General features: G+C 67.5%; 16 protein-coding genes. 11 read left to right on the plus strand and 5 right to left on the minus strand.

The window, feature by feature from the left end:
- Nucleotides 1-80 precede the first annotated feature (80 nt).
- Nucleotides 81-854 (plus strand): SDR family NAD(P)-dependent oxidoreductase, encoded by a 774-nt coding sequence (locus tag IEY14_RS11960; protein WP_188908703.1) that lies wholly within the window; start codon nt 81-83, stop codon nt 852-854.
- Between the two features lie 437 nt (nt 855-1,291).
- On the opposite strand, the gene IEY14_RS11965 is transcribed toward IEY14_RS11960, so the two are convergent.
- The 3 genes from IEY14_RS11965 to hutH form a co-directional block, all read right to left on the minus strand.
- Nucleotides 1,292-3,238, minus strand: coding sequence for a CHASE2 domain-containing protein (locus IEY14_RS11965; RefSeq protein ID WP_188908704.1), 1,947 nt, complete (start codon nt 3,236-3,238; stop codon nt 1,292-1,294).
- Between the two features lie 11 nt (nt 3,239-3,249).
- Complete coding sequence (locus IEY14_RS11970; protein WP_188908705.1) at nt 3,250-7,008, minus strand: FecR domain-containing protein; 3,759 nt, start codon at nt 7,006-7,008, stop codon at nt 3,250-3,252.
- 523 nt (nt 7,009-7,531) lie between these two features.
- A complete protein-coding gene (gene hutH / locus IEY14_RS11975; protein ID WP_373288970.1) occupies nt 7,532-9,067 on the minus strand; it encodes a histidine ammonia-lyase in 1,536 nt (511 codons plus the stop codon).
- Nucleotides 9,068-9,341: 274 nt separating this feature from the next.
- On the opposite strand from hutH, the gene hutC (IEY14_RS11980) reads away from it, so the two are divergent.
- Complete coding sequence (gene hutC, locus IEY14_RS11980) at nt 9,342-10,073, plus strand: histidine utilization transcriptional repressor HutC (protein ID WP_244639470.1); 732 nt, start codon at nt 9,342-9,344, stop codon at nt 10,071-10,073.
- A 22-nt stretch (nt 10,074-10,095) separates the two neighbouring features.
- Here the strand turns inward: hutC (IEY14_RS11980) and IEY14_RS11985 are convergent, their stop codons facing one another.
- A complete protein-coding gene (locus IEY14_RS11985; protein ID WP_188908707.1) occupies nt 10,096-11,205 on the minus strand; it encodes a histidinol-phosphate transaminase in 1,110 nt (369 codons plus the stop codon).
- Nucleotides 11,206-11,400: 195 nt separating this feature from the next.
- Between IEY14_RS11985 and IEY14_RS11990 the strand changes: the two genes are divergently transcribed.
- From IEY14_RS11990 to IEY14_RS12030, 9 genes are all read left to right on the plus strand, one after another.
- Nucleotides 11,401-12,168 carry an SDR family NAD(P)-dependent oxidoreductase gene (locus IEY14_RS11990; RefSeq protein ID WP_188908708.1) on the plus strand — a complete coding sequence of 256 codons (768 nt, stop codon included), beginning with the start codon at nt 11,401-11,403 and terminating at the stop codon, nt 12,166-12,168.
- A gap of 375 nt (nt 12,169-12,543) precedes the next feature.
- Entirely contained in the window at nt 12,544-13,677 is a 1,134-nt protein-coding gene (locus tag IEY14_RS11995) for an ABC transporter ATP-binding protein (protein ID WP_188908710.1), read from the plus strand.
- Between the two features lie 74 nt (nt 13,678-13,751).
- A complete protein-coding gene (locus tag IEY14_RS12000; protein ID WP_188908712.1) occupies nt 13,752-14,867 on the plus strand; it encodes an ABC transporter substrate-binding protein in 1,116 nt (371 codons plus the stop codon).
- A 218-nt stretch (nt 14,868-15,085) separates the two neighbouring features.
- Nucleotides 15,086-16,030, plus strand: coding sequence for an ABC transporter permease (locus IEY14_RS12005; protein WP_188908714.1), 945 nt, complete (start codon nt 15,086-15,088; stop codon nt 16,028-16,030).
- Nucleotides 16,027-16,827, plus strand: a complete 801-nt coding sequence (locus IEY14_RS12010) for an ABC transporter permease (RefSeq protein WP_188908716.1) — start codon at nt 16,027-16,029, stop codon at nt 16,825-16,827. The genes IEY14_RS12005 and IEY14_RS12010 overlap by 4 nt, the downstream gene beginning before the upstream one ends.
- A gap of 60 nt (nt 16,828-16,887) precedes the next feature.
- Nucleotides 16,888-18,216, plus strand: coding sequence for a histidinol dehydrogenase (gene hisD / locus IEY14_RS12015; RefSeq protein WP_188908718.1), 1,329 nt, complete (start codon nt 16,888-16,890; stop codon nt 18,214-18,216).
- A 3-nt stretch (nt 18,217-18,219) separates the two neighbouring features.
- Nucleotides 18,220-19,233: a zinc-dependent alcohol dehydrogenase gene (locus tag IEY14_RS12020; protein WP_188908720.1), complete on the plus strand. Its 1,014-nt coding sequence runs from the start codon at nt 18,220-18,222 to the stop codon at nt 19,231-19,233.
- A gap of 121 nt (nt 19,234-19,354) precedes the next feature.
- Complete coding sequence (locus IEY14_RS12025; protein ID WP_244639454.1) at nt 19,355-20,695, plus strand: hypothetical protein; 1,341 nt, start codon at nt 19,355-19,357, stop codon at nt 20,693-20,695.
- A gap of 1 nt (nt 20,696) precedes the next feature.
- The gene (locus IEY14_RS12030) at nt 20,697-21,845 is read left to right on the plus strand and encodes an alpha-hydroxy acid oxidase (protein ID WP_188908721.1); all 1,149 of its coding nucleotides are present in this window, start codon (nt 20,697-20,699) and stop codon (nt 21,843-21,845) included.
- A gap of 24 nt (nt 21,846-21,869) precedes the next feature.
- Here the strand turns inward: IEY14_RS12030 and hutC (IEY14_RS12035) are convergent, their stop codons facing one another.
- Nucleotides 21,870-22,601: a histidine utilization transcriptional repressor HutC gene (hutC, locus tag IEY14_RS12035; protein ID WP_244639471.1), complete on the minus strand. Its 732-nt coding sequence runs from the start codon at nt 22,599-22,601 to the stop codon at nt 21,870-21,872.
- Nucleotides 22,602-22,648 lie beyond the last annotated feature (47 nt).

Below are 22,648 nucleotides of genomic sequence, written 5' to 3' on the forward strand. Positions count from 1 at the left end.
CGAGACGGACGCGGCCGAGCGGATCGCCCCGCCCGGCGCCGCGAGCGGTGCGAAGGCACCAGGCATATTCGGAGCATTCCATGGCAAGGCAGTTGAACGGCCGCATCGCGCTGGTCGTCGGGGCGGCGCAGGGCATCGGCGCGGGGATCGCGCGATGTTTCGCGGCCGAGGGCGCGCAGGTCGTCCTCGCCGATCTCGATGCGCGGAAAGGCCGGGCCGTCGCGGCCGAACTCGGCGAGGCCGGGCTCTTCGTCGAGGCCGATCTCGCCGATCCGGCCTCGCTGGAGGCGCTCGCCGCCATCGTCCTCGAACGCTTCGGCCACCTCGACATCCTCGTGCAGAATGCCGGCATCTATCCCGAGGCGCCGCTCGAGACCATGTCGCTCGCCCACTGGGAGCGTGTGCTGCGCGTCAATCTCACCGGCAGCTTCCTCGCCGTCCAGGCCTGCCTGCCGGCCTTGAAACGGTCGTCGGCGGGGCGGATCGTCCTCACCTCCTCGATCACCGGCCCGCGCGTCGCTGCGCCGGGCACCTCCGCCTATGCCGCATCGAAGGGCGGGATCAACGGCTTCATCCGCGCCGCCGCGCTGGAACTCGCGCCGCACCGGATCACGGTGAACGGCATCGAGCCCGGCAATATCATGACGGAGGGGCTGGCGAGCGGCCGGAGCCCCGAATTCATCGAAGGCATGCGGCGCGCCGTGCCGCTCGGACGCCTCGGCCTCGCCGAGGACGTCGCGGCCGCCGCGCTCTATCTCGCCTCGACCGGCGCCTCCTATGTGACGGGCACGACGATCGTCGTCGACGGCGGCCAGATCCTGCCTGAGAGCGCCGACTGCATCCCGACGACCTGAGGTTCGCGACACGGCGGTTCCGGCGCATGCAAGACGGTGCGGGAAGAACTGGACGATTCGGAAAGTCTCCCACCCGACCAACCGCTGGAGCCGAGCGGCTCGGGCGGCTGACCGTAAAAGGTCAAACCAAGTGGCGCACGGCTATGCCGAACGTGTCGCCGAAGTCGTGTCTCCAACTGTCGTCATTGCTATAACGGGTTTAACATCCGTTTGAACGAGGTGCTGGGTGAGGTCGAATACACGCTGACCCGTCAGCGAGAGGCGGAGATCTTCGCAGGACTCGGTCCTGCCGGGGCGCTCGATGTGACTCATCTACGGCGATCCATCGCCACATCTTCCCAAACGCTCACGAATGGATAGATATATCTGCAAAGAGCGACCCGTCGTCGACAGCCAGCGGGTCGACCCAAGCGGCATGCTTGGCCAGGGCAGTTGCGTCAGCCCTCTTTCTTAGACGCCTGCGGTGCTTGACGCGCCATTTCCCGTGCCTGGATTCTTTCGTAAAATGGCCGCAACCTTGGGTCAGTGAAACTCACCTCCACGGTCGTCGCACCGTCTAGAAGGGCTCTGACGAGCCTGTCGAGCGCTGCCCGCTCACAGGGGTGGACTGGCGGACCCGGCAACACCGTGTAGACCAGTTCAGGCTCGCTCCGGCCCTTGACGGCGATCCGGTCGACGAGGACGGGGCCCAACTCGGTTTCGGTCTCCCGGGCCGTTTCAGCGCCGAGGAGAAGCGGCACGCCGCAGAGTTTCGAAGCGCCTTCCAGGCGCGACGCGTAGTTGACGGCATCACCGAGCACCGAATAGTCGAACCGCTTCTCCGAGCCGAAATTCCCGACGACGCAAAGCCCGGTATTGATCCCGACGCCGATCGTGAGACGCGGCACTTCCGCCGGGTTCGCCACCTCGGCGCGCAATTCTTCGTTGAGCCGCTCCACCGCCGCCAGCATCGCCAAGCCGGCGCGGACCGCGTGAACGGCGTGCTGTTCATCTTCGATCGGCGCGTTCCAGAAGGCCATGATGCAATCGCCGATGAACTTGTCGATCGTTCCGCCTTGCGCGAAGACGGCTTCCGACAGCGGCGTCAGCAGCCGGTTCATCAGAAGCGTGAGCTTTTCCGGCTCGTCCTTCAGACCTTCGGCCAGAGGCGTGAAGTTGCGCACGTCGCTGAACAGAATGGTGAGCCGCCGCGTCTCGCCCCCCAGTTTCAGCGCCTGCGGCTCTGCGACGAGCCGCTTCACCTGTTCCGGCGCCAGATAAAGCGAGAAGGCCTTGACGATCTCCCGCCGCCGCCGCCGCTCCTCGGCGAGGTCGCGCGCGCCGATGGCGACCGTCGCCAGTCCTCCCGCGAGAGCCGGGGCGAGCGGTGGCAGATAGAAGCGCGTCGTCTTGAGAAGAGCGAAGGAGACCGCAAATAGGCCGATGAAGAGGACCAGCGCCAGAACACCCGTCCATCGATCGGTGGGGCGCCAGGCGCAGGCGAAGCCGAGAAGCGCGGCGAAGGCGATGGTCGCAGCGGCGAGCGCCGGCGAGGCGGCTGCGATCACGAGATCACGGCGCAGCGTCTCGATGATCGTCGCATGCACTTCGACACCCGGCACGAGCGCACCGGATCGCAACGTGAACGGCGTCGCGAAGCTGTCCGGACCGCCGCTTTCGGCCGAGACGGCGCTTTGCAGGCTGCGTCCCACCAGAACCAGCTTATCCTTGAACATGTCGGGCGGCAGGAAGGCCGCAGGGTCGAGGGCTTGGTAATAGGATACGGTCGGGATCGTGCGGGCGGGACCGAGCGCCTGAACGAGAAGGGTCTCGGCCCGCGCCGGTCGATCGGCGGCGCTCTGATCGATGATCCGGAGCAGCGCGCGAGCGAAGGCGTCAGATTCTGCCGGCAGACGGCGCAGCGTCCCATCGGCGTCGAGGGGCAGCGTCGCAAAGCCTACGCGTGCTCCGCCGGTCAGCAGCGCCGCGAGGGGCTCCGTTCGAACGAGCTGGCTCATTTGCGGCGTTTCGATGAGGCTGCGGTCGGCGGCCAGGACCACGTCCGGTCCGAGACTCGCCGCGAGGGCAAAATCCTCGTCCGCCTCGGAGGGTTCGGCGAAGATAAGGTCGAGCCCGATCGCCTTCGCGCCAGCGGCGCGCAAGGAACGGACGAGGTCCGCATGCAGGCTTCGCGGCCAGGGCCAGCGCATTCCGATCTCGGAAAAGGACGGCTCGTCGATCGCGACGATGACGGTATCGTTCGGGCCGCCGCTCGCGACGGCCGGCGGCCAGGAGGTCGACAGGACGTCGAAAATCCGGCTCTCGATCTCCCGGAATGGCGGCCACAGCGAGAGAGCGAGCGCGAGAGCGGCCGCCAGAAGCGCCGCCGCCCCGCCGTCGATCATGCGGCGACGGTTCAAAAGCGCGCCTTGAGGGTCGCCGACACCGTGCGTCCGGCAGCGGGAACGCTCGGCGCCACTTCGATCGCCTCGCCGAAGATATTGAAGACACCGGCTTCGATCGCCAAGTGCCGGTCCGGCGTTTCCCAGCTCGCGCTGACATCCGTCACGAAGGCGTCATCGAGCATTCGCCCGGCGACGTTCGACGTCCGCTCGCCGATATAGGTCTCCGCCACCGTCAGGCGCAGCCGCTCGGGACTGACGAAAGTCAGGCCGACCTTGGCCAGATCGTCGGGCAGAAACGGCAGACGGTCGTCGGTGCCGGCCAGATCGCCTCGCGACCAAGCATGCGAATAGCTGGCGAAACCGCCGAAGCCCCCGCCGATCCAGAGATTACCGGTGACGGTCAGCCGATCGATCGTCGCATTGGGCACGGTGACAGATTGGAGGTAGACGGGAACTGACAGATCCAGCCCGTCGATGCTCTGGTGCTGGTATTCCGTCGCGGTGAAGAAGCGGCTCGTCCATTGCGAGTCCCAGCGCAGGATCGCGGTGTCGACCTTGCCTGATGCACTGGGCACGGCATCCGGCCGCAAGCCGAGAACGTCGACCGGTGCCAACGTGTTCAGTTCGGCCGTCGGCTCGGTGCGCAGGAAGCCAGCGCGCAGATATTGCCCTTCGATCGGCGCCCAGGCCATGGCGATGCGCGGGGACAGACGGGTTTCGTCATCCTCCTCCTCGAAGTCGCCGGAAACGGCACGCTCGGCGAACAGCGCGCCTTCGACGTCGAGACCCGGCGCGAGGCTGGCCCGCGCATCTAGCCAGACCCGGCCGACGCCTCCGTCCTTCTCGCTGTCGGTCGGACAGTTGTTCGGCTGCGAGGCCGGATCGAAGAGGGACAGAAAGGCGAAGAGATCACTGAGGCTCTGGCTGGCGCCGAGCGCGGCTAGCCTTTGCGTGACGGCGGCGAAGCAGGCGCGGGCCCGAAGCGCGGTGGTGGGATCGGTCAATGCCAGGTCGCCGAGCGACTCGCTCGTCGCGCGTTCGAAGCCGAACTCGCCGCCATAGCGTAGCACGATGTCGTCGCCGATCCCAAGAAGATGCGACAGGCCGGCCTGGATCCGGCGATCCTTAGTGCCGCCGTCGAGATCGTAACGAAGATTCGTATCGGGGAAGAGATCGGGAAAGAACGGCGCATCGATCAGCGACGCGTCGAAATTCGACCGATCGACGACCGTGCCGAGAACGGCGGCGTTGAGGACGTTCCGATAGCCGAACGTATGGCTCCAGCCGAGAAGCCCGGTAAAGGTATCGGAGTTCTGCGTATCGAACCGCGTCGTCGCGATCCCTGGAAAGGCCGCGCCGCCCTCGCCATGGGCTCCGACGAAGGAACCGATGACGCGGTCGTAAGGGCCGGCCTGGACACCGAAGAGCGCGGCGCCCGCGACGTTCTCCACCCCTTGGGAGGCGAAGGTTCGGTCGAGCGAGCTGTAATTGGCCGACAGGCTCAGCGAGTAGGGCAGAGGATCGTAGCCCAGCGATTGGAAGCTGGCGCTGCCATTCCCGCCGATATCGCCGCCGACGGCGGTGACGCCGCCGCCGATTTCGAACTCGTTTAAAGGGGAGCGGATGAAGCTCGGGCGGAAATTCGAGCTCGCAAGGGACAGAGGATCGAGCAGGAAGCCCTGAATGGCGGAGGCGAAGCCGGACGCTCCATCCGGAACAGGATCCGGCCCGACCGGACTCGGCGACGTGAAGAAGGGGACGAGTCCGCCGGACAGCGCCTGATCGAAATAGCTCGACGCCGAGAAGGGATCGAAGACGCGGTCGCCATAGTAGCGTGCCCAGGCATCCAGCGACAGGAAGCGATAGGCGGCTCCAAGCGTCGTGCCGGCGTCGCGCGTCGATTCGATCGGGGTGTAGTCGCCACCTCGCGTCCGCGTCCGCTCGATCGAGTCCTGCGCGAAACGGATGGCGTCGTCGGCTTCGTACTGGTCGAGGGCAAGGGCCGAACGGAATTGCGCGATTGTCGGGTTGCGCGGGTCGAAGCGGTCGGCGAGTTCCAGCGACTGCCGTCCGGCGATCACGTCGCCGGATGACACATAGGCGCCGCCGAGAACCGCCAGGCCGTCGCCATAGGTCGGATTGGCAGTCGTCGCGCGCAGGAGGCTATTAATCCCGGCCTCGGTTTCTCCGGCCTGGAACTGCTGCGTGCCCTTGGCGAGATAGCCGATGTCGAACGCGGGATCGAGCGCCAAGGCCTTATCGCTTTCCGCTTTCGCCTCGGCATTGCGGTTCTCCCCCAGAAGGAAGATTGCGTAGTTCGCGTGACCGACCGGGTCTTCGGGATCAAGCGCGATGGCCTTACGATAGGCTGTCTCTGCCTCGCGCTTGGCGCCGCGCTCGGCTTCGAGACTGGCCAGCGCCGCCCAGGCATTGGCGCTTCCGGGCGTCTGCCGGACCACCTCGCGGGCATCGGCGAGCGCGCCGCGGATATCTCCCTTGAATCGCGCCCGATAGTGGGCACGCGTCGCGAGAACGTCCGGCGATGCCGGATCGAGGGCTTCGGCCTTCGCCAGGGCCGCTTCGCCGGTCGCGTCGTCATCGACAAGAAAGGCGATGTCGGCCAGGCTGGCCTGGAACTCCGGATTGTCGCCGAAACGCGGCTCAGCGGCCTTCAACAGCGCCAACGCATCGCGCGGCGACCGCAAGAAGGCCACTGTCACCGCTTCGCCGATCAGCGCCGTGAGGGAACCTGGATCGGAGGCGGGTGGCGTCGCAGCACGGCTCGGGTCGGCGAGCGATCGGGCATAATAGGCAAGATAGCGTGCTTTGACGCGCCGCTCGCCGGTGAGCTTCGGCTCGGCTCGCTCGAACAGCCTCACCGCCTCGCGGTAGCGTCGCCCATAGGCTGCGAACTGGCCATCGAGAAGGAGAAGACGGGCCTCCTGCGCCGCCGTCAGCCGACTTCGGCGCGCCTCGGCGATGGCGGCGCGGGCGGCTTCGCGCCCGTCGCGCTCATACGCGATCTCGGCGGCCGAGACGCGATCCTCGGCCGTGCGCCGATCGAGGGGAACGTCGGCGAGCCGCGCCGCTTCCTGCGCCGTCGCGCGCTGATCCAGTGAGGAGGAGGGAAAGAGCTCGAACGCATTGCGCAAGGACAGGTGGAAGAGCGTCTGCTCGCGGATGTCGCCGCCTGAAATCACGACCTTGGTCGGGGCCGAGCCGAGCGTCGCCGCCGCAGACTCGCCTTCTCGCACCGTCACAGCCCCTTGCGGATTGCGGAGTTCGACGACGCCTTCGATCACCGACAACGTCGTGCGGCTGCCGGCGACGCTCATCGTCCAATCCGTGCCACGGATCGCGGCCGTGGCGGCGGCAGTTTCGATCGAGACGCCTGTACCCCCACGCGTTGCACGCGCGAAGATCTGTCCGCCCTCCAGGCCGAGCGTCACGCCGCCGTCCGCGCGGACGTCCTTAACGACAAGCACCGAATTGCGCGCGACGCGCACCTGCGTTCGATCGGCAAAGAGAAGAGCGATCTGGCCATAGGCGTTGGTGCGAATGACGTCACCCGCCTTCACGTCCTGTCGGATCTCGACCACCCGCGAAGCCGGTGATTCGACCAGCTCGATCTCTTCGCCGCTGCGGATCTGCACGACTTGGCCGGAGATGGTCGGCGTCCGTGGAATAGGATCGGCATCCGCACTCTCGTCCGCCAGCACGATCGTCGAAGCAAGGAGGGCGGCGAGCGCTTTGGATCTTGGCCGGAACATGGGCATACCACAAGGGAAGGTGATGCCGATTTCTGTTGAAGCCTCGTCGTCCTGTCAAACCGAAAGCAGTTTCGCGGAGCGATGCTGCTTTGTTTCCTATCGACGGTGGCGAACAAGCTACAGAGAGGCTGGTCGCTCCGCCGCCGTAATGTTCCGTCCACGGGGAACTATCGTGCAGGTAGTGTTCTATATCGTAAAGGGGCCGAAGACACGGGAAGCAGGTTAAGGTCTCCCGTTTTCAAGCGGCTGCCTCGCGGATACCGGAGCCGGGCTCCTCGGGCTCCGAGACCTCTGGCTTTTACACGCTGCGCGTTTCCTTCCAGTCGACCGGGTTGGCTGGGGCGCGAGCCTCTAGGAGATCGCGCGACAGCGCGGCGCCGGACATGCGTCCCGACCCGGGCGGGACGATCGACGGCGGAAGCCATCGAACCGTTCTCAAGTCGAGCGGGGTGGAAGGGCGTCCGTGTGTGGCGGTCACCGATGGACGAGCAAACCGCCCGCCGGATCTCGGCAGGCATCGTCGTCAGCCCTCCAGCGCCGGCAGGATGTCCGGCGAGATGGCCTCGTCCAACGCCCCGGAGGCGATGAGATCGCACGCCCTGCCCAAGTCCTCGGCCATGTAGCGGTCTTCCTCCAGCGACGGCACGACGGCGCGCAGCGCCGCGGCGGCGCGGCTCAGCTCCGGGCTGGTGGAAAGCGGCGCGCGTAGTTCCACGCCCTGCACGCTTGTCAAGGCCTCGATCCCCAGGATGAAGAAGAGATTGTCGGTCATTGCGGTCAACCGGCGAGCGCCGTGGCAGGCCATGGAGACGTGATCTTCCTGATTGGCCGAGGTGGGAGTGGAGTCCACCGAGGCCGGATGGGCCATCTGCTTGTTCTCCGACATCAGCGCCGCCGAGGTCACCTCGGCGATCATCAGGCCGGAATTCAGCCCGGGCTTCTTCGCCAGGAAGGCCGGCAGACCGTAGGACAGAGCGGGATCGACGAGGAGCGCGACGCGGCGCTGGGCGATGGCCCCGATCTCGCAGATGGCGAGGGCGATCTGGTCGGCGGCGAAGGCCACCGGCTCGGCATGGAAATTGCCGCCCGAAACGACGCTGTCGTCGCTGAGCACAAGCGGATTGTCGGTCACCGCATTGGCCTCGATCCGCAGCGTGCGGGCGGCCTGGCGCAGAATGTCGAGACAGGCGCCGTCGACCTGCGGCTGGCAGCGGATGCAATAGGGGTCCTGCACTCTCTCGTCGCCCTCCACATGGCTCGCGCGGATGGCGGACCCGTCCAGAAGCCGGCGCAGCGCCGCGCCGGCATCGATCTGGCCCTGATGGCCGCGCAGCGCGTGGATCTCGGGATGGAATGGGGCGGAGGAGCCCATGGCCGCGTCGGTCGACAGAGCGCCGGTGACGATCGCGGCGCGGGCGGCGCGATGGGCGCGGAAGAGACCGGCCAGCGCCAGCGCGGTGGAGGCCTGCGTGCCGTTGATCAGCGCCAGCCCTTCCTTGGCCGCCAGCACCACCGGCGTCAGCCCGGCGGCCCGCAGCGCCTCGGCGCCGGGCAGGCGCGCGCCGCCATGGAATGCCTCGCCATGCCCCATCATCACGGCCGCGAGATGCGCAAGCGGCGCGAGATCGCCAGAAGCGCCGACGGAGCCCTTTTCCGGGATCACCGGCGTCACGCCGCGCTCCATCATCGCCTCGATCAGGCGCACCACCTCCAGCCGCACGCCGGAGGCGCCGCGGCCGAGCGAGACGAGCTTCAGCGCCATGATCAGCCGCACGACGTTTTCGGCCAGCGGCGCGCCGACGCCGCAGCAATGCGACAGGATGAGGTTGCGCTGGAGTGTCGCGACATCGGCGGCGTCGATCTTGATCGAGGCCAGTTTGCCGAAGCCGGTATTGATCCCATAGACCGGTTCGTTGCCGGCGGCGATCGCGGCGATGCGTTGGGCGGCGCGCGCGATGCCCGCGTCGAAGGCGGGATCGAGCCGGACGCTCTCGCCGTCCCAATAGATGCGGGCGAGATCGGTCAGCGAGACCTGGCCGGGATGGAGGATCAGGGTCATGGCGCGGATCTTATCCCTTGACGATGCGCAGATGGAGCGGCCGGGCGCTCGACGGTCCGAAACGTAAGAGTCACCTGACGTCTTAACATTCGACGGTGAAATGTATATACATAACACGCGGTTGAGCAAGGCTGCATTCGGTCGAACGAGCCGGACCCGCGCCGGGCGACGTCCGGAGCGCGACGTCTGGAGCGCGGCATCCGCTTCCGCCGAAATCCGAAACATTCTAGATCAGAGCGAGGCCCCGCGGCGCGGCGGTGGGAAAGGGCAGTCGATCGTGGCGGAAGACAGCGGCAGGGACCGGACCCTGCACCAGCGCATCCTGGGCGACATCGAAAGCCGCATCGTCTCGGGCGCCTGGCCGCCGGGGCACCGCCTGCCCTTCGAAGTGGATCTGGCGACGCAATATGGCTGCTCGCGCATGACCGTGAATAAGGTGATGACGCAGCTCGCCAAGTCCGGTCTGATCGAGCGGCGGCGCAAGTCCGGCAGTTTCGTCACCCAGCCGCAGGCGCAGTCCGCCGTGCTGGAGATCAACGATATCGAGGCGGAGGTGCGCTCGCTCAATCTCGCTTATGGCTTCCGGCTGACGGAGCGTGTCCTGCGCAAGGCGGGCGAGGAGGATCTGCGGCTGATCGACGTGCCGCCAGGCGCGCCGCTCCTAGTCTTGTCCTGCGTGCATATGGGCGGCCCGCGCCCCTTCTGCCGGGAAGAGCGGCTGATCAGCCTCGCCACCGTGCCGGAGGCGGACAGGGCGGATTTCTCCGCCACGCCGCCCGGGCAATGGCTGATCGGACAGGTGCCCTGGAGCGCGGCCGAGCATAGGATCCGCGCCGTCAATGCCAGCGCCGACATGGCGGCCACGCTCGCCATCGCGAAAGGCACCGCCTGTCTGGTCGTGGAGCGGCGGACCTGGAGCGGGCAGGGCGCCGTCACCCATGTCTGCCTGACCTATCCCGGAGACAGCCACACACTGATGGCCCGCTTCACCCCGGCCTCGCAATAGGCGGCGGCGCGAAGAGACGCTCTCAGCGGCCGGTCACCGCCTTCAGCGCGCCGAGGAACTGGTCGTTCTCCCGCGGTGCGCCGATGCTGACGCGCAGGAAGCGCTCGAAGCCGGGCTGCTTCCACGGCTTGACGATCACGCCCTTCGCCAGGAGCCGCTCCGCCAGCGCTCCGCTCTCCTCTTCGCCGCCGAAGAAGAGGAAGTTGCCGAGCGAGGGCGCGATCCTAAAGCCGAGCACCGCAAGGGCCGCGCGCAGCCGTTCGCGCTCGCCGACCGCCAGCTCGACCGAGCGGCGGAGATGATCCCGATCTTCCAGCGCGACGAGCGCGGCGGCCTGGGCGATGGCATTGGTGTTGAAGGGCGTGCGGGAGCGGTCGAGGAAACCGGTCAGCGCGGCATCGCTGACGATCCCATAGCCGATCCGCAGTCCCGCCAGACCATAGGCCTTGGAGAAGGTGCGCAGCACCGCCCAGGAAAGGTCGCTGCCTTCGAGCAGCGCAACGGCGGAGGGACAATCCGCGCCGTCGGCATATTCGGCATAGGCCTCGTCCACGACGAGAACGGTCTCGGGATCGATCGCCGAAAGCAGCGCGGCGAGACGCGACGACGTCAGCCAGGCGCCGACCGGGTTCATCGGATTGGAAAGCATCAGCAGGCGCGGCTTGCGGCGGGCCGCGGCGATAAGGGCTTCCATGTCCACGTCGAGATCGGCGGTAACGGCGACGCGCTCCACCCGGCCGCCCATCAGCACCGCATAGTCCTCGTGCAGCGGGAAGGAGGGGTAGAGCGTCGCCATGACGTCGCCCGGCCGCAAGATCGTCCGGCAGAGCACGGCGATCAGATCTTCCGATCCATTGCCCAGGACGACGCGATCAGCGGAAACGGCGAAGTCCAGCGCCAGCCGGACACGGAGCGCGCGGCCCTCCGGATCGGGATAGAGCCGGGCGAGCTCGCCGATATCGGAAAACAGGTGGCGCAGCGCCGGCGCCGGCCCCAGCGGATTCTCGTTGGAGCCAAGCTTAGCGATCTCCGTCACCGCATATCGGCGCCGGACCTCCTCGATCGTCAGGCCCGCATTATAGGGCGCGATCGCGCGGATTTCGTCGCGGACGGGGCTTGAAGGCAGGGACATCTTGCATCTCCATGCGGCTCTTCGCGCGGCTGGCGGGGCGATCCGCGTCGCCGGCACCATACGCCGATTATGTATAGACATGAAAGCGCGAAGATGATGGTGTCACTTTCGGGGTGACGTTTGGGGGCGAGCGACGCATCCGCGGTCTCGCGCGTCGGCCGCAACGAAGAGGGGAAGTCCATGGAAGAGAGAGGCGTGAGCCGCCCGATTTTCGACCTCGACGGCCGCAAGGCGCTGGTCACCGGCGCCAGCCGTGGCCTCGGCCGCTCGATCGCTTTGGCGCTCGCCGAAGCGGGCGCGGATGTGGCGATCACCGCCCGGCGGATCGGCGGCCTGGACGAGACGCGGGATCGTCTGGCGGAGACCGGCCGGCGCGTCGTCTGCCTGGAACAGGACGTGCGCCTGGTGGAGACGGCGCGCGGGGTGGTCGATCAGGCCGCCAACGCCCTCGGCGGACTGGATATCCTGATCAACAATGCCGGTTTCGAGGAGGTGCGGCCCTCGCTCGACGTCGACGAGGTGCTTTGGACGCAAGTCCTCGACACCAATCTGAAGGGCGCCTTCTTCTGCGCCCAGGCGGCGGGCCGGCGCATGGCGGCGGAGGGCGGCGGCGCCATCGTCAATCTCTGCTCGCTGACCTCCTATGTTGGCATTCCCACGGCCGCGCCCTATGGCGCCTCGAAATCCGGTCTGCTCGGCATCACCCGGGCGCTCGCCACCGAATGGGCGCCGCATGGCATCCGCGTCAATGCGCTGGCACCGGGCTATTTCCGCACGGCGATGACGGAGGTGTTCTACGAGGATGCCGACTGGCAGACCCGCATGCTGGACAAGATCCCGCAGCGGCGCTTCGGCCGGGACGAGGAGATCGGCGGGGCCGCCGTCTTCCTCTGCAGTCCGGCCGCCGCCTATATCACCGGCCACTGCCTGCCGGTCGATGGCGGCTATCTCGCCTCCATCTAGAACCCGCATAGTCGAAGCGCGCCGATTCCGCCGGCGAGTGAGTTACACCCGCATGTCGGGTGTTCCGCTTCAAATTCGGCTTATGCCGCATGCCATTGCGACGATGCGAAGCGGAATGCGTGGGCGTCTGCGGCAAATGCCTTGCGCAAGAAGCGGGGGAACGCCAGAAACGGAAAGCGCTGATCGATCGCTGTTCAGTTGCGCAAAGTTTGATCGTTTTCGCAATGCGACGCGAAAATAACCAAACTCCATTGACCACCTTGGTGGCGATATGTATAGACAAAATCCCGCAGGGATGTCTGCTCCATGCGGAGCGGGATAAGAAGGGCTTCGCCGTATCCACGGATCGGTCGGGGCTTGGGGAAGGGGAATGTCATGGAGCTCGCTGTCGCCGACCGCCGTCCGCAGGAAGTCGCCGGCGAAATCGCCGTCTCCGTCCAGAATGTCGGCATGGTGTTCGGCGAGGTCCATGCCGTCGACAACGCGTCCTTCGACCTGCCGAAGGGTCGGTTCCTGACCATTCTCGGCCCCTCCGGTTCCGGCAAGACGACGCTTCTGCGCATGATCGCCGGCTTCGAGCGCCCCACCACCGGCGAGATCGTCATCAACGGCCAGCGGGTCAGCGCCGTGCCGGCCCATCGCCGCTCCATCGGCATGGTGTTCCAGAAGCTGGCGCTGTTTCCGCATATGACGGCCGCCGAGAATGTCGCCTTTCCCCTGAAGATGCGTCGCCACGATGCGCGCACCATTCCGGATAAGGTCGAGCGCTATCTCAACCTCGTGCGGCTCGGCGGCTATGGCGATCGCCGCATCAACGAGCTTTCGGGGGGCCAGCAGCAGCGCGTGGCCATCGCCCGCGCTCTGGTGTTCGAGCCGGATCTCCTCCTTCTCGACGAGCCGCTGGCCGCGCTCGATCGCAAGCTGCGCGAGGAGATGCAGCTGGAATTCCGCCGCATCCAGAAGGAACTCGGCGTCACCACCATCAATGTGACGCATGACCAGCGCGAGGCGCTGGTGGTCTCGGACGAGATCATCGTCATGAATGGCGGCCGCATCCAGCAGAAGGCGAGACCGGTCGAGGCCTATCGCGCGCCGTCCAATGCCTTCGTCGCCCATTTCATTGGCGTCACCAACTTCCTGGAGGGGCGCGTGAGCGAGGCGGCGGGCGGTCGCGTGACCGTGGACGTGCGCGGGCAGCGGCTTCCGGGTCACATGGGCGGCAGCGGGCTTGCGGCCGGCGGCGCCTGCGAGGCCGCCTTGCGCGCCGAGCAGATCCGCATCGCGCCCGAGGCGGCCCGGCTTGACGGGCTGGAGACCTGTGTGAACGGCCGCGTCACCGATTGCATCTTCGAGGGCGAGCGCGTCGTCTACGAGATCGCCGTGCCGAGCCTGTCCGACGCGCCGCTGCGCGTGTTCGACCACGATGCGGAATCCCATCAGCAATTTTCGCCGGGCGAGGCGGTCCGCCTCGGCTGGAACGCGCGCGACATGCTGGTCTTCGCGCGATGAACCGCTATCCGACCCCCTTTATCCTGCCATGATCCGGCAGATTCCGAGACGGTCCAGCCAGAGGAGAATGCCCGATGTCGCATGAAAAGATCCTGTCCGCTCCGATCCGCCGCCGGACGCTTCTGACCTCGATGGCCGCCATGGGCGCGGCCGCCGGCCTGCCGGCGCTCGGCGTGCGCGGCGCCTTCGCGCAGGAGCCGGAGAAGCCGGCGGAAATCATCGTCCGCGCCTGGGGCGGCAGCTGGGTGGAGGCCCTGAAGGCCGGCGTATCCGACAGCTTCACCAAGGCCACCGGCATCGCCGTGCGCCACGATCTGACGGAGGACAACGAGATCCAGCCCAAGCTCTGGGCCGCCGTCGCGCAGAAGCGCGTGCCGCCGATCCATGTGAACTGGGACACGACCACCAACGCCACCAAATCGGCGCTGCGTGGCGTGACGGAAGACCTGTCCGACCTGCCGAACCTGAAGAACGCCACGGATCTGGCCAAGCCCGTCGGCCTGGACGGCTATCCGATCGTCAACACCTACGGCTATGTCTATGTGCTGGCCTACCGGCCCTCGGCCTTCCCCGATGGCGCGCCGAAGAGCTGGAAGGACCTGCTCGATCCGAAGCTGAAGGGCCGCATCGCGCTCTATAACGACGGCATCGGCTTCCACTTCCCGGCCCAGGTCGCCGGCGGCGGCAAGCTCGAGGACATCCCGGCCAACATGCAGCCGGCCTGGGACTTCATCTCCAAGATCAAGGCGCAGCAGCCGTTGCTCGGCGAGGACCCGGATTTCACCACCTGGTTCCAGAAGGGCGAGATCGACGCGGCCTGCACCATCTCGACGAATGCCCGCGAAGCCAAGAAGAACGGCATCGACATCGCCTGGGTCGTGCCGGAGGAGGGCGCCAAGTTCGACACGGACGGGCTGTGGATTCCCAAGGGTCTGCCGGAAAACGAACTCTACTGGGCGAAGCAATATATCAATCACGCGCTGACCAAGGACGCCCAGCAGATCTGGCTGGACGGTCTGGGCCTGCCCGGCGTCGTGCCCGGCATCACGCCGCCGGCCGATCTCGTCGGCAATCCGGCCTATCCGACGAAACCCGAGGATTTCTCGCATCTGATCCGCGTCTCCTCGAAGGTGCAGGTCGAGAACGAGAGCAAGTGGTTCGCCAAGTTCAAGGAAATCATGCAGGGCTGATCGGCGCCCGCGAACGGCGCGGGACGGGCCGGCCGATTGGCCGGTTCGAACCGTCCCGTCCGCCGCCCCAGGCTCGAAGCGCGTCCCGATCTTCCGGACCCGCGCGCACTTCGAGCGTCCCGTCCGACAGGGTCTGTCGTCGCGAGGCCGCCTTGCGGCTTCCGACGATCGATGTCGGGGCGGCGCTCCGCTTTTCTTGCTGAAACAGGATCGGTCTCATGCGCACCCCCCGTGCCGCCTATCCCCTGACGTGGCGCGTCATGGATGGGCTTGAGCGCCTTGCCGCCTGGGCCTGGCCCGCCCGGTTCGATAGGGGCCTGCCCTATCTCATGCTCCTGCCGGCGCTGGTTCTGGTCGGGCTTCTGGTGCTCGGCCTGATCGAGATCGGCGATGCGAGCCTGCGCACGCTCGATACCGAGACCTTCCTGATGTCGGAGAGCTATACGCTCGCCAATTATCACCGCGCCGTCGCCGAGAACTTCTTCGCCGTCGTCGCCGGCCGCAGCCTGATGGGCGCGGTGATCGTCACGGCGATCACGCTGCTCTTTGCCTTTCCCTATGCCTATCTGATGGTGCGCACGCCGTCATCCGCGTTGCGCAAGCTGCTGCTCGTCGCGCTGTTCCTGCCCTTCTTCATCGGGCAGGTGGTGCGCGCCTATGGCTGGCTGATCATTCTCGGCAACCAGGGCATGGTCAACGAGGCCTTGGGCCTGGTCGGCGTGCCGCCGGTGCGGCTGCTCTACAACTATCCCGCCGTGCTGTTCGGTCTCGTCCAGTACATGCTGCCTTTCGCGGTGCTGATGCTGGCCCCGGCGCTGACCGCGATCCCCGGCGAGCTGGAAGCCGCCGCAGCCTCGCTCGGCGCCGGCTGGATGCGCACCTTCCGCCATGTGGTGCTGCCGCTGGCGCGCCCGGGCCTCGTCGGCGCGGGTCTCGTCGTGGTCACGCTGTCGCTCACCGACTTCGCCATTCCCGCCATCCTGGGCGGCGGCACGCAGGATTTCATCGCCAACGCCATCTATGACCAGTTCTTCCGCACCTCGGACCAAGGCATGGGCGCGACGCTCACCTTACTGCTCGTCGCGGTCGGCTCCATGCTGGTCGGCGTCGTCTTCCTCCTCTTCGGCGCCGGCACGCTGGCCATGTCGGGAGAGCGCAAATGAACGGCAGCCGCACCAAGAGCGTGATCCTCTGGGCCTTCGTCGGCGCGGCCCTTCTCATGCTCTCGGCGCCGACCGTCGTCGTGCTCGGCGCCTCCTTCACCGCCGGCAACATCATCACCTTTCCGCCCGAAGGCCTGTCGCTGAAATGGTACGGCGCGATCGCCCAAGCGAGCGGGCTGAAACAGGCCTTCGGCCGCTCGCTGATCGTCGCCGCCATCTGCACGCTTGTGGCGATCCCCGTGGGCACGCTGGCCGGGCTGGCCCTCGCCAAGTACCGCGTGCGCTTCGCCCGCTCGATCCAGATCTATCTGCTCCTGCCCTTCACCATTCCGCTGATCGGCTCGGGGATCGGCATGATGCTTGTCTTCGGCAGGCTCGGCGCGCTCGGCCAACTCTGGCCGGTCGGCATCGCCTGTTGCGTCATCAACCTGCCCTTCATGATCTGGGCGGTGACGGCGAGCGCCAGCAATCTGTCGCCCGATCTCGAACTCGCCGCCGCCAATTGCGGCGCGCCGCCGTTGCAGCGCTTCCTCTACATCACCCTGCCGGCCGTGCTGCCGGGCGTCATCACCGGCTCGCTGCTGATGTTCATCCTGGCGCTCAACGAATTCCTGGTCAGCCTGCTTCTGGTGGATGCGCGCAGCGTCACGCTGCCGGTGCAGATCTACAATTCGATCCGCTCGATCATCACGCCCGATCTCGCCGCGATCTCCGTGGTCTTCATCGCCTGCGCCGCGCTCGCCATCGCGCTGCTCGACCGCCTCGTCGGCCTCGACATCTTCCTGAAATCCAAATGATCCCGCGCCGGGCCTGACCCCGCGCCGGTGCCCATGCGCCAAGCCTCGAAGGACGAGACCATGACCGACGTGTCTTTCCACGACTATGCCACGCTCGACGCCGAGGCGAAGGCCGCCCTCCTGCGCCGCTCCGAGACCGATCTTTCCGGTTTCATGGACAAGGTCGCCCCCATTCTGGAGGCCGTGCGCACGGAAGGCGACGAAGCGCTGGCCCGTTTCGGCCGGACGCTCGACAAGGCGGATGTGACTGCGGCCGGTCTGAAGGTGACGGAGGCCGAGTTCGACGCCGCCTTCGCGCTGGTGGACGACAGCGTCAAGGAGTCGATCCGCTTCGGCATCGACAATATCCGCCGCTTCCACGAGGAACAGAAGCCGGAAGCGATGTGGCTGAAGGAGATCCGGCCCGGCGCCTTCGCCGGCGACCGGTTCACGCCGATCCAGTCGGTGGCGCTCTACGTGCCGCGCGGCAAGGGCTCCTTTCCGTCCGTGACGATGATGACCGCCGTGCCGGCCGTGGTCGCGGGCGTGCCCCATCTCGCCATCGTCACGCCGCCGGCACCCGACGGCTCGGTCGATGCCGCGACGCTCGTCGCGGCGCGGCTGGCGGGCGTCGAGACCGTCTACAAGGTCGGCGGCGCGCAGGCCGTGGCGGCGGTCGCCTATGGCACGCAGACGGTGAGGCCCGCCCTGAAGATCGTCGGACCCGGCAGCCCCTGGGTGGTGGCGGCCAAGCGGCTCCTGTCGGGCGTGATCGACACCGGCCTGCCGGCCGGGCCGTCCGAGGTGATGATCCTCGCCGACGACACCGTGCATGGCGGCCTCGCCGCGCTCGATCTCCTGATCGAGGCCGAGCACGGGCCGGATTCCTCGGCCTATCTCGTGACGCATAGCCGGCGCGTCGCCGAGGAGGCGCTGGCCGCCCTTCCGGACCATTGGGCAAAGATGAGCGAGCAGCGCGTCGCCTTCTCGAAAGCCGTTCTAACCGGCAGGACCGGCGGCATCGTGCTCACCTCCTCGATCGAGGAGAGCTATGCCTTCGTCAACGCCTATGCGCCGGAACATCTGGAACTGCTCTCCGAGGAGCCCTTCCTCCATCTCGGACATATCACCGAGGCGGCGGAAATCCTGATGGGGACGCACACGCCCGTCAGCATCGCCAATTTCTCGCTGGGCCCGAACGCCGTCTTGCCGACCAGCCGCTGGGCCCGCACCTTCGGCCCGCTCTCGGTCACCGATTTCGTCAAGCGCAGCTCGATCGGCTATGTCACGGCGCCGGCCTATCCCGAATTCGCCAGGCACTCCCACAATCTGGCGCTTTACGAGGGCTTCTCCTCGCATGCGCTCGCCGTCTCGCCCCTGCGCGCGCGCTACCTCAAGAAGGGCGCCTGAGCGATGCGGGCCGTGCGGCTCCACGATGTCGGCGATCTCCGGGCGGAGACGGTGGCGATGCCGCCGCCACCGCCGCCGGGGTTCGTCACCATCGCCGTGCGGGCCGCCGGCATCTGCGGCTCGGACCTGCATAATTTCCGCACCGGCCAATGGATCTCCCGCCGGCCGTCGACGGCCGGCCACGAGGTCTGCGGACGGATCGCGGCACTCGGCGAGGGCGTCGAGGATCTCGCGCCCGGCGACACGGTCGTGGCGGATTCGCGTGTCTGGTGCGGGAACTGCCCGGCCTGCCTCGGCGGCCGCCGGCATCTGTGCGAGAGCCTCGGCTTCGTCGGCGAGGTCTGCGACGGCGGCTTCGCGGAGGCCCTGCAACTGCCGGCCCGGCTGGTCCACCGGCACGATCCGGCTCTGGAGCCGGAGATCGCCGCGATGGCCGAGCCGCTCGCCGTGGCGCTCCATGCGGTGCGGCGGCTGCGTGCGGCGGCCGGCGAACCGGTGCTGGTCACCGGCTGCGGCACCATCGGCGGCCTCGCCGCCCTTCTCCTGTCGCGGCTGCATGACGGGCCGTTGCTGGTGGCCGATCTGAACGCCGAGAAGGCGGCGCTGGTCGGCGAGGTCACGGGCGGCCGGGCCGTTGCGCTGGACAGGGCGGCACTCGATGCGGCCCTGGCGGGCGGGCGGCTGCGGTACGCGCTGGATGCCACCGGCGCGATCGCCGCCATCGCCCGCACGCTCGACCTGATGGCCGGAGGCGGCACCCTGGCTCTGGTCGGCATCGGTCACGGCCGGCTGGATCTCGATCCCAACCTCCTGGTCGAGCGGGAAATCGCGCTGGCGGGCTGTCATGCCTTCGCCGGGGAACTGCCCGAGGCGATCGCGCATCTGCCGGAGCTTTCGGCATCGCTGACGCGCTTCGTCGAGATCCTGCCCGATCTCGATTCCGTGCCGGAGGCCTATCAAAGGCTTCTCAGGGGCGAAGGTCGGGCGCTGAAGACCATCATCCGCGTGGCGGGCTGACGCGGGCCGGCGGGTCCCGCCCGTAACGCCATGTTCCAGATCGCGGCCGGTCTTGCATCGGCAGCCGATCCCTCCCAGGCGGCTTGTGCCGCCGCCGCCCTCTTCGCCTCGGAAAAGACCGATGACTGACGCACCGAGCCTCCGTTCCGACCATCCCCTCGGCCCGCCGAAGAGCCAGACCACGAGCCGCACCGCCGAGATCCGCCGGCTTGCGAAGGCGCGCGACGGCCGCGCGGAAGCCGAGCTCGCCGCCCTTCTCGGCGACCTCTTCGCGATCGAGGCACGAAATCTCGTCATCAATCGTGATCAGTACAGCCTGAATTCGCTGAACGGCTTCTTCGAGACGGGCGACGGCGCCTTCTTCTTCAAGTTCCATCAGGAGGAGGGCGAGGAGGCGATGAGCGGCGAATATTACCGTGCCGATATCCTGGCCCGTGCCGGCCTGCCGGTCGATCAGCCGATCCTGATGTCGGTGCTGCCGGGCGAGCAGATCCTGGTCTATCGCCGCCGCAGCGATCCCCGGTTCTCCGACGTGCTGCGCGCGCTGGATCTGGAGGACGCGCCCGAAGCCCGCCGGGCGGCGGTGGCCGCCGAACGCGCGCTGAACGAAGCCGTCCTGAAGGTCATGCTCGACACGCTGCATCCGGTGACGGCCGAACAGGTGGCGGCCGAACCCGTCCACCGGCTGTTCACCGAGCGGCTGATCGATCCCGCCACCGGCGCCTATCCGGGCGGACGGCTGGCGAGCTTCTATGTCGGCGAGGAATTCGCCTTGCCCGGCCTCACCCTGTCCTGGGACCGGCTGTCGCGCTGCCGCTTCTCCGTCGACGGCATCGAATACCGGGAGACGCTGGCCGCGCTGTTCGACGCGGCCCATGACCGCTTGTCCCCCCGGCGGATGGCCGATGCCGGTGGCGTCACCGCGCATGGCGACGCTCACAATGCCAATGTCTGGTACGAGACGGCAGGGGAGGGCGCGCGGCTCGCCTTCTTCGATCCCGCCTTTGCCGGCGAGCATGTTCCGACGCTCCTCGCCGAGGTGAAGACCACCTTCCACAACATCCTTGCCCATCCGTTCTGGCTCTACGATCCGGCGATCGCGACCGAGCGCTTCGAGGCAAGCGTTGCGCTCGACGGCGATGTGCTGCGGGTCACGAGCGATTTCGCGCCGAGCCCGGTGCGCGAGGATCTTCTGCAGGTGAAGGCGGATGCCATGTGGCGTCCGCTGCTTCTCACGCTCAAGGAGCGCGGCCTTCTGCCGGCGGATTGGCGCCGCGTCCTTCGGCTCGGCCTGTTCCTCTGTCCGACGCTCGTCATGAATCTGCGCGCCGGGGCCACCGGCCACACGCCCGTCTCTTCGCTGATCGGCCTCTCCATGGCGGTCATGGTCGGGTCCGAGCCGGTGTCGGGAACGGACCGCGTCTCGGTCTTCCTCGACGGCATCGACCCGGAGCGAGGCTGAGATGGCGCCCGTCAATATCGAGGACCACCGCCTGCGGGCCCGCCGACGCCTGCCGAGAATCTTCTTCGACTATATCGACGGCGGCGCCTTCGAGGAGGAGACGATGCGCGCCAACCGGGCGGACTTCTCCCGCTACGCGTTGCGCCAGACCGTTCTCGTCGAGCCGCAGCCGCAGGATCTGTCGACGCATTATCTCGGCCTGCGGCACCCCTTGCCCTTCATGCTCGGCCCGGTCGGCTTTCTCGGCCTCTATGCCGGCCAAGGCGAGGCCAAGGCCGTCCGCGCCGCCCATGCCGCGCATATTCCCTTCTGCCTCTCGACCTTCTCCATCGCCTCGCTCGCCGATTTGAGGGCGATCACGCCGGGGCCGCTGCATTTCCAGCTCTACGTCCTGGAGGACCGGGCGCTCTGCGAGGAGTTCATCGCGCAGGCGGAGGCCGCCAAGGTCGAGACGCTGTTCGTGACCGTCGATACGGCGATCACAGGCATTCGCGAGCGCGACCTGCACAACGGCTTCCGCTCGTTGACGCGGGTGACGCCATCGCTCCTGGCCCGGTTCGCGCTGAAGCCGCACTGGCTCTACGACGTCGCCCGGCATGGCGTGCCCTCGGTGCGAGCCGTCGAGCAGCGGGCGGAGTTCGGGCGCGGCGCGCTGGAGCAGGCGGCCAATCTCTCGCGCCGCATCGACAAGACGCTGTCCTGGGCCGACATCGCCTGGCTGCGCGAGCGCTGGGCGGGCAGGCTGGTGATCAAGGGCATCCTGGCGCCGGGCGATGCGGTGCGGGCCCGCGACCTCGGCTGCGACGGCATCGTCATATCGAATCACGGCGGCCGGCAGCTCGACGGCGCGCCGAGCACCATTGCCGCGCTGCCGGCCATCCGAGCCGCCGTCGGGCCGGAATTCTGCCTGATGCTGGATGGCGGCATCCGGCGCGGCGCCGACATCGTCAAGGCGCTGGCGCTCGGTGCCGATGGTGTCATGCTCGGCCGCGCCTATGCCTATGGCCTCGCGGGGGGCGGGGAGGCCGGGGTCGCCGACGTGATCGCCATTCTCGCGCGCGAGCTGTCGATCAGCCTGACGCTGATGGGCATCGCCTCCATCGACGCGCTGAAGGAGGCGGGCCGTGACGCCGTCTTCCCGCGCGCCTGATCCTCCGCCGCGTCGACGAGGGGATCAGGAGCCGCTTTCCAGCCGGTAGCGCGTTCCGGGATAGAGCAGCCGGACGGTGGACACGAGCCCGGCGTCCGACCATGTGCGCCGGCGGACCAGGAGGCAGGGCTCCGTCTTTCCGATGCCGAGCAGCTTGCTCTCCCACAAGGCGGCCGTCACCGCCTCGATGAACTGCCGGGCCCCGACGATGGGTGCGACCATCGACAGGAAGCTGTTCGGCGTGATCGTCGTGAAGTCCTGCGCCATGTAGTCCGGCGCCAGACGCGGATTGACGAAGCGGTCCTCGATCTGGATCGGCAGGTCGTCCTCCCGGTGGACGATGACCGAGTGGACCACGCGCGACCCGATCTCGATTTCCAGATCCTCGGCCAGGTCCGGTCCGCAGATCTCCTCCTGCAGCAGAACGATCCGGGCGGAATGGGCACCGCCTCGCGCGCGGATCTCGTCGGCGATGTTCGGAACGCCTTGGAACAGCGAGCTGCGCTTCTTCGCGGCGACGAAGGAGCCCTTGCCCTGGATCCGCACGACGACGCCTTCGGCGGCGAGCTCCCGCAATGCTCGGTTCACGGTCATCCGGCTGACGCCCAGCATCTCGACGAATTCGTTCTCCGACGGCACGCGATGGTCCGTCTGCCATTCGCCCGTCTCGACGCGGTGGCGGACATAATCCTTCAGCGTCTCATAGAGAGGGCGCTGCGGTTCCGACCGGCTTTCGTCATTTCCCCTGGCCGACAGTTCGTGGTCCTCCGGCTGCGCGTCTTCTTTCGGGATATAGAGACGAC

It is taken from the genome of Aureimonas endophytica (assembly GCF_014642635.1).
Lineage (GTDB): Bacteria > Pseudomonadota > Alphaproteobacteria > Rhizobiales > Rhizobiaceae > Plantimonas > Plantimonas endophytica.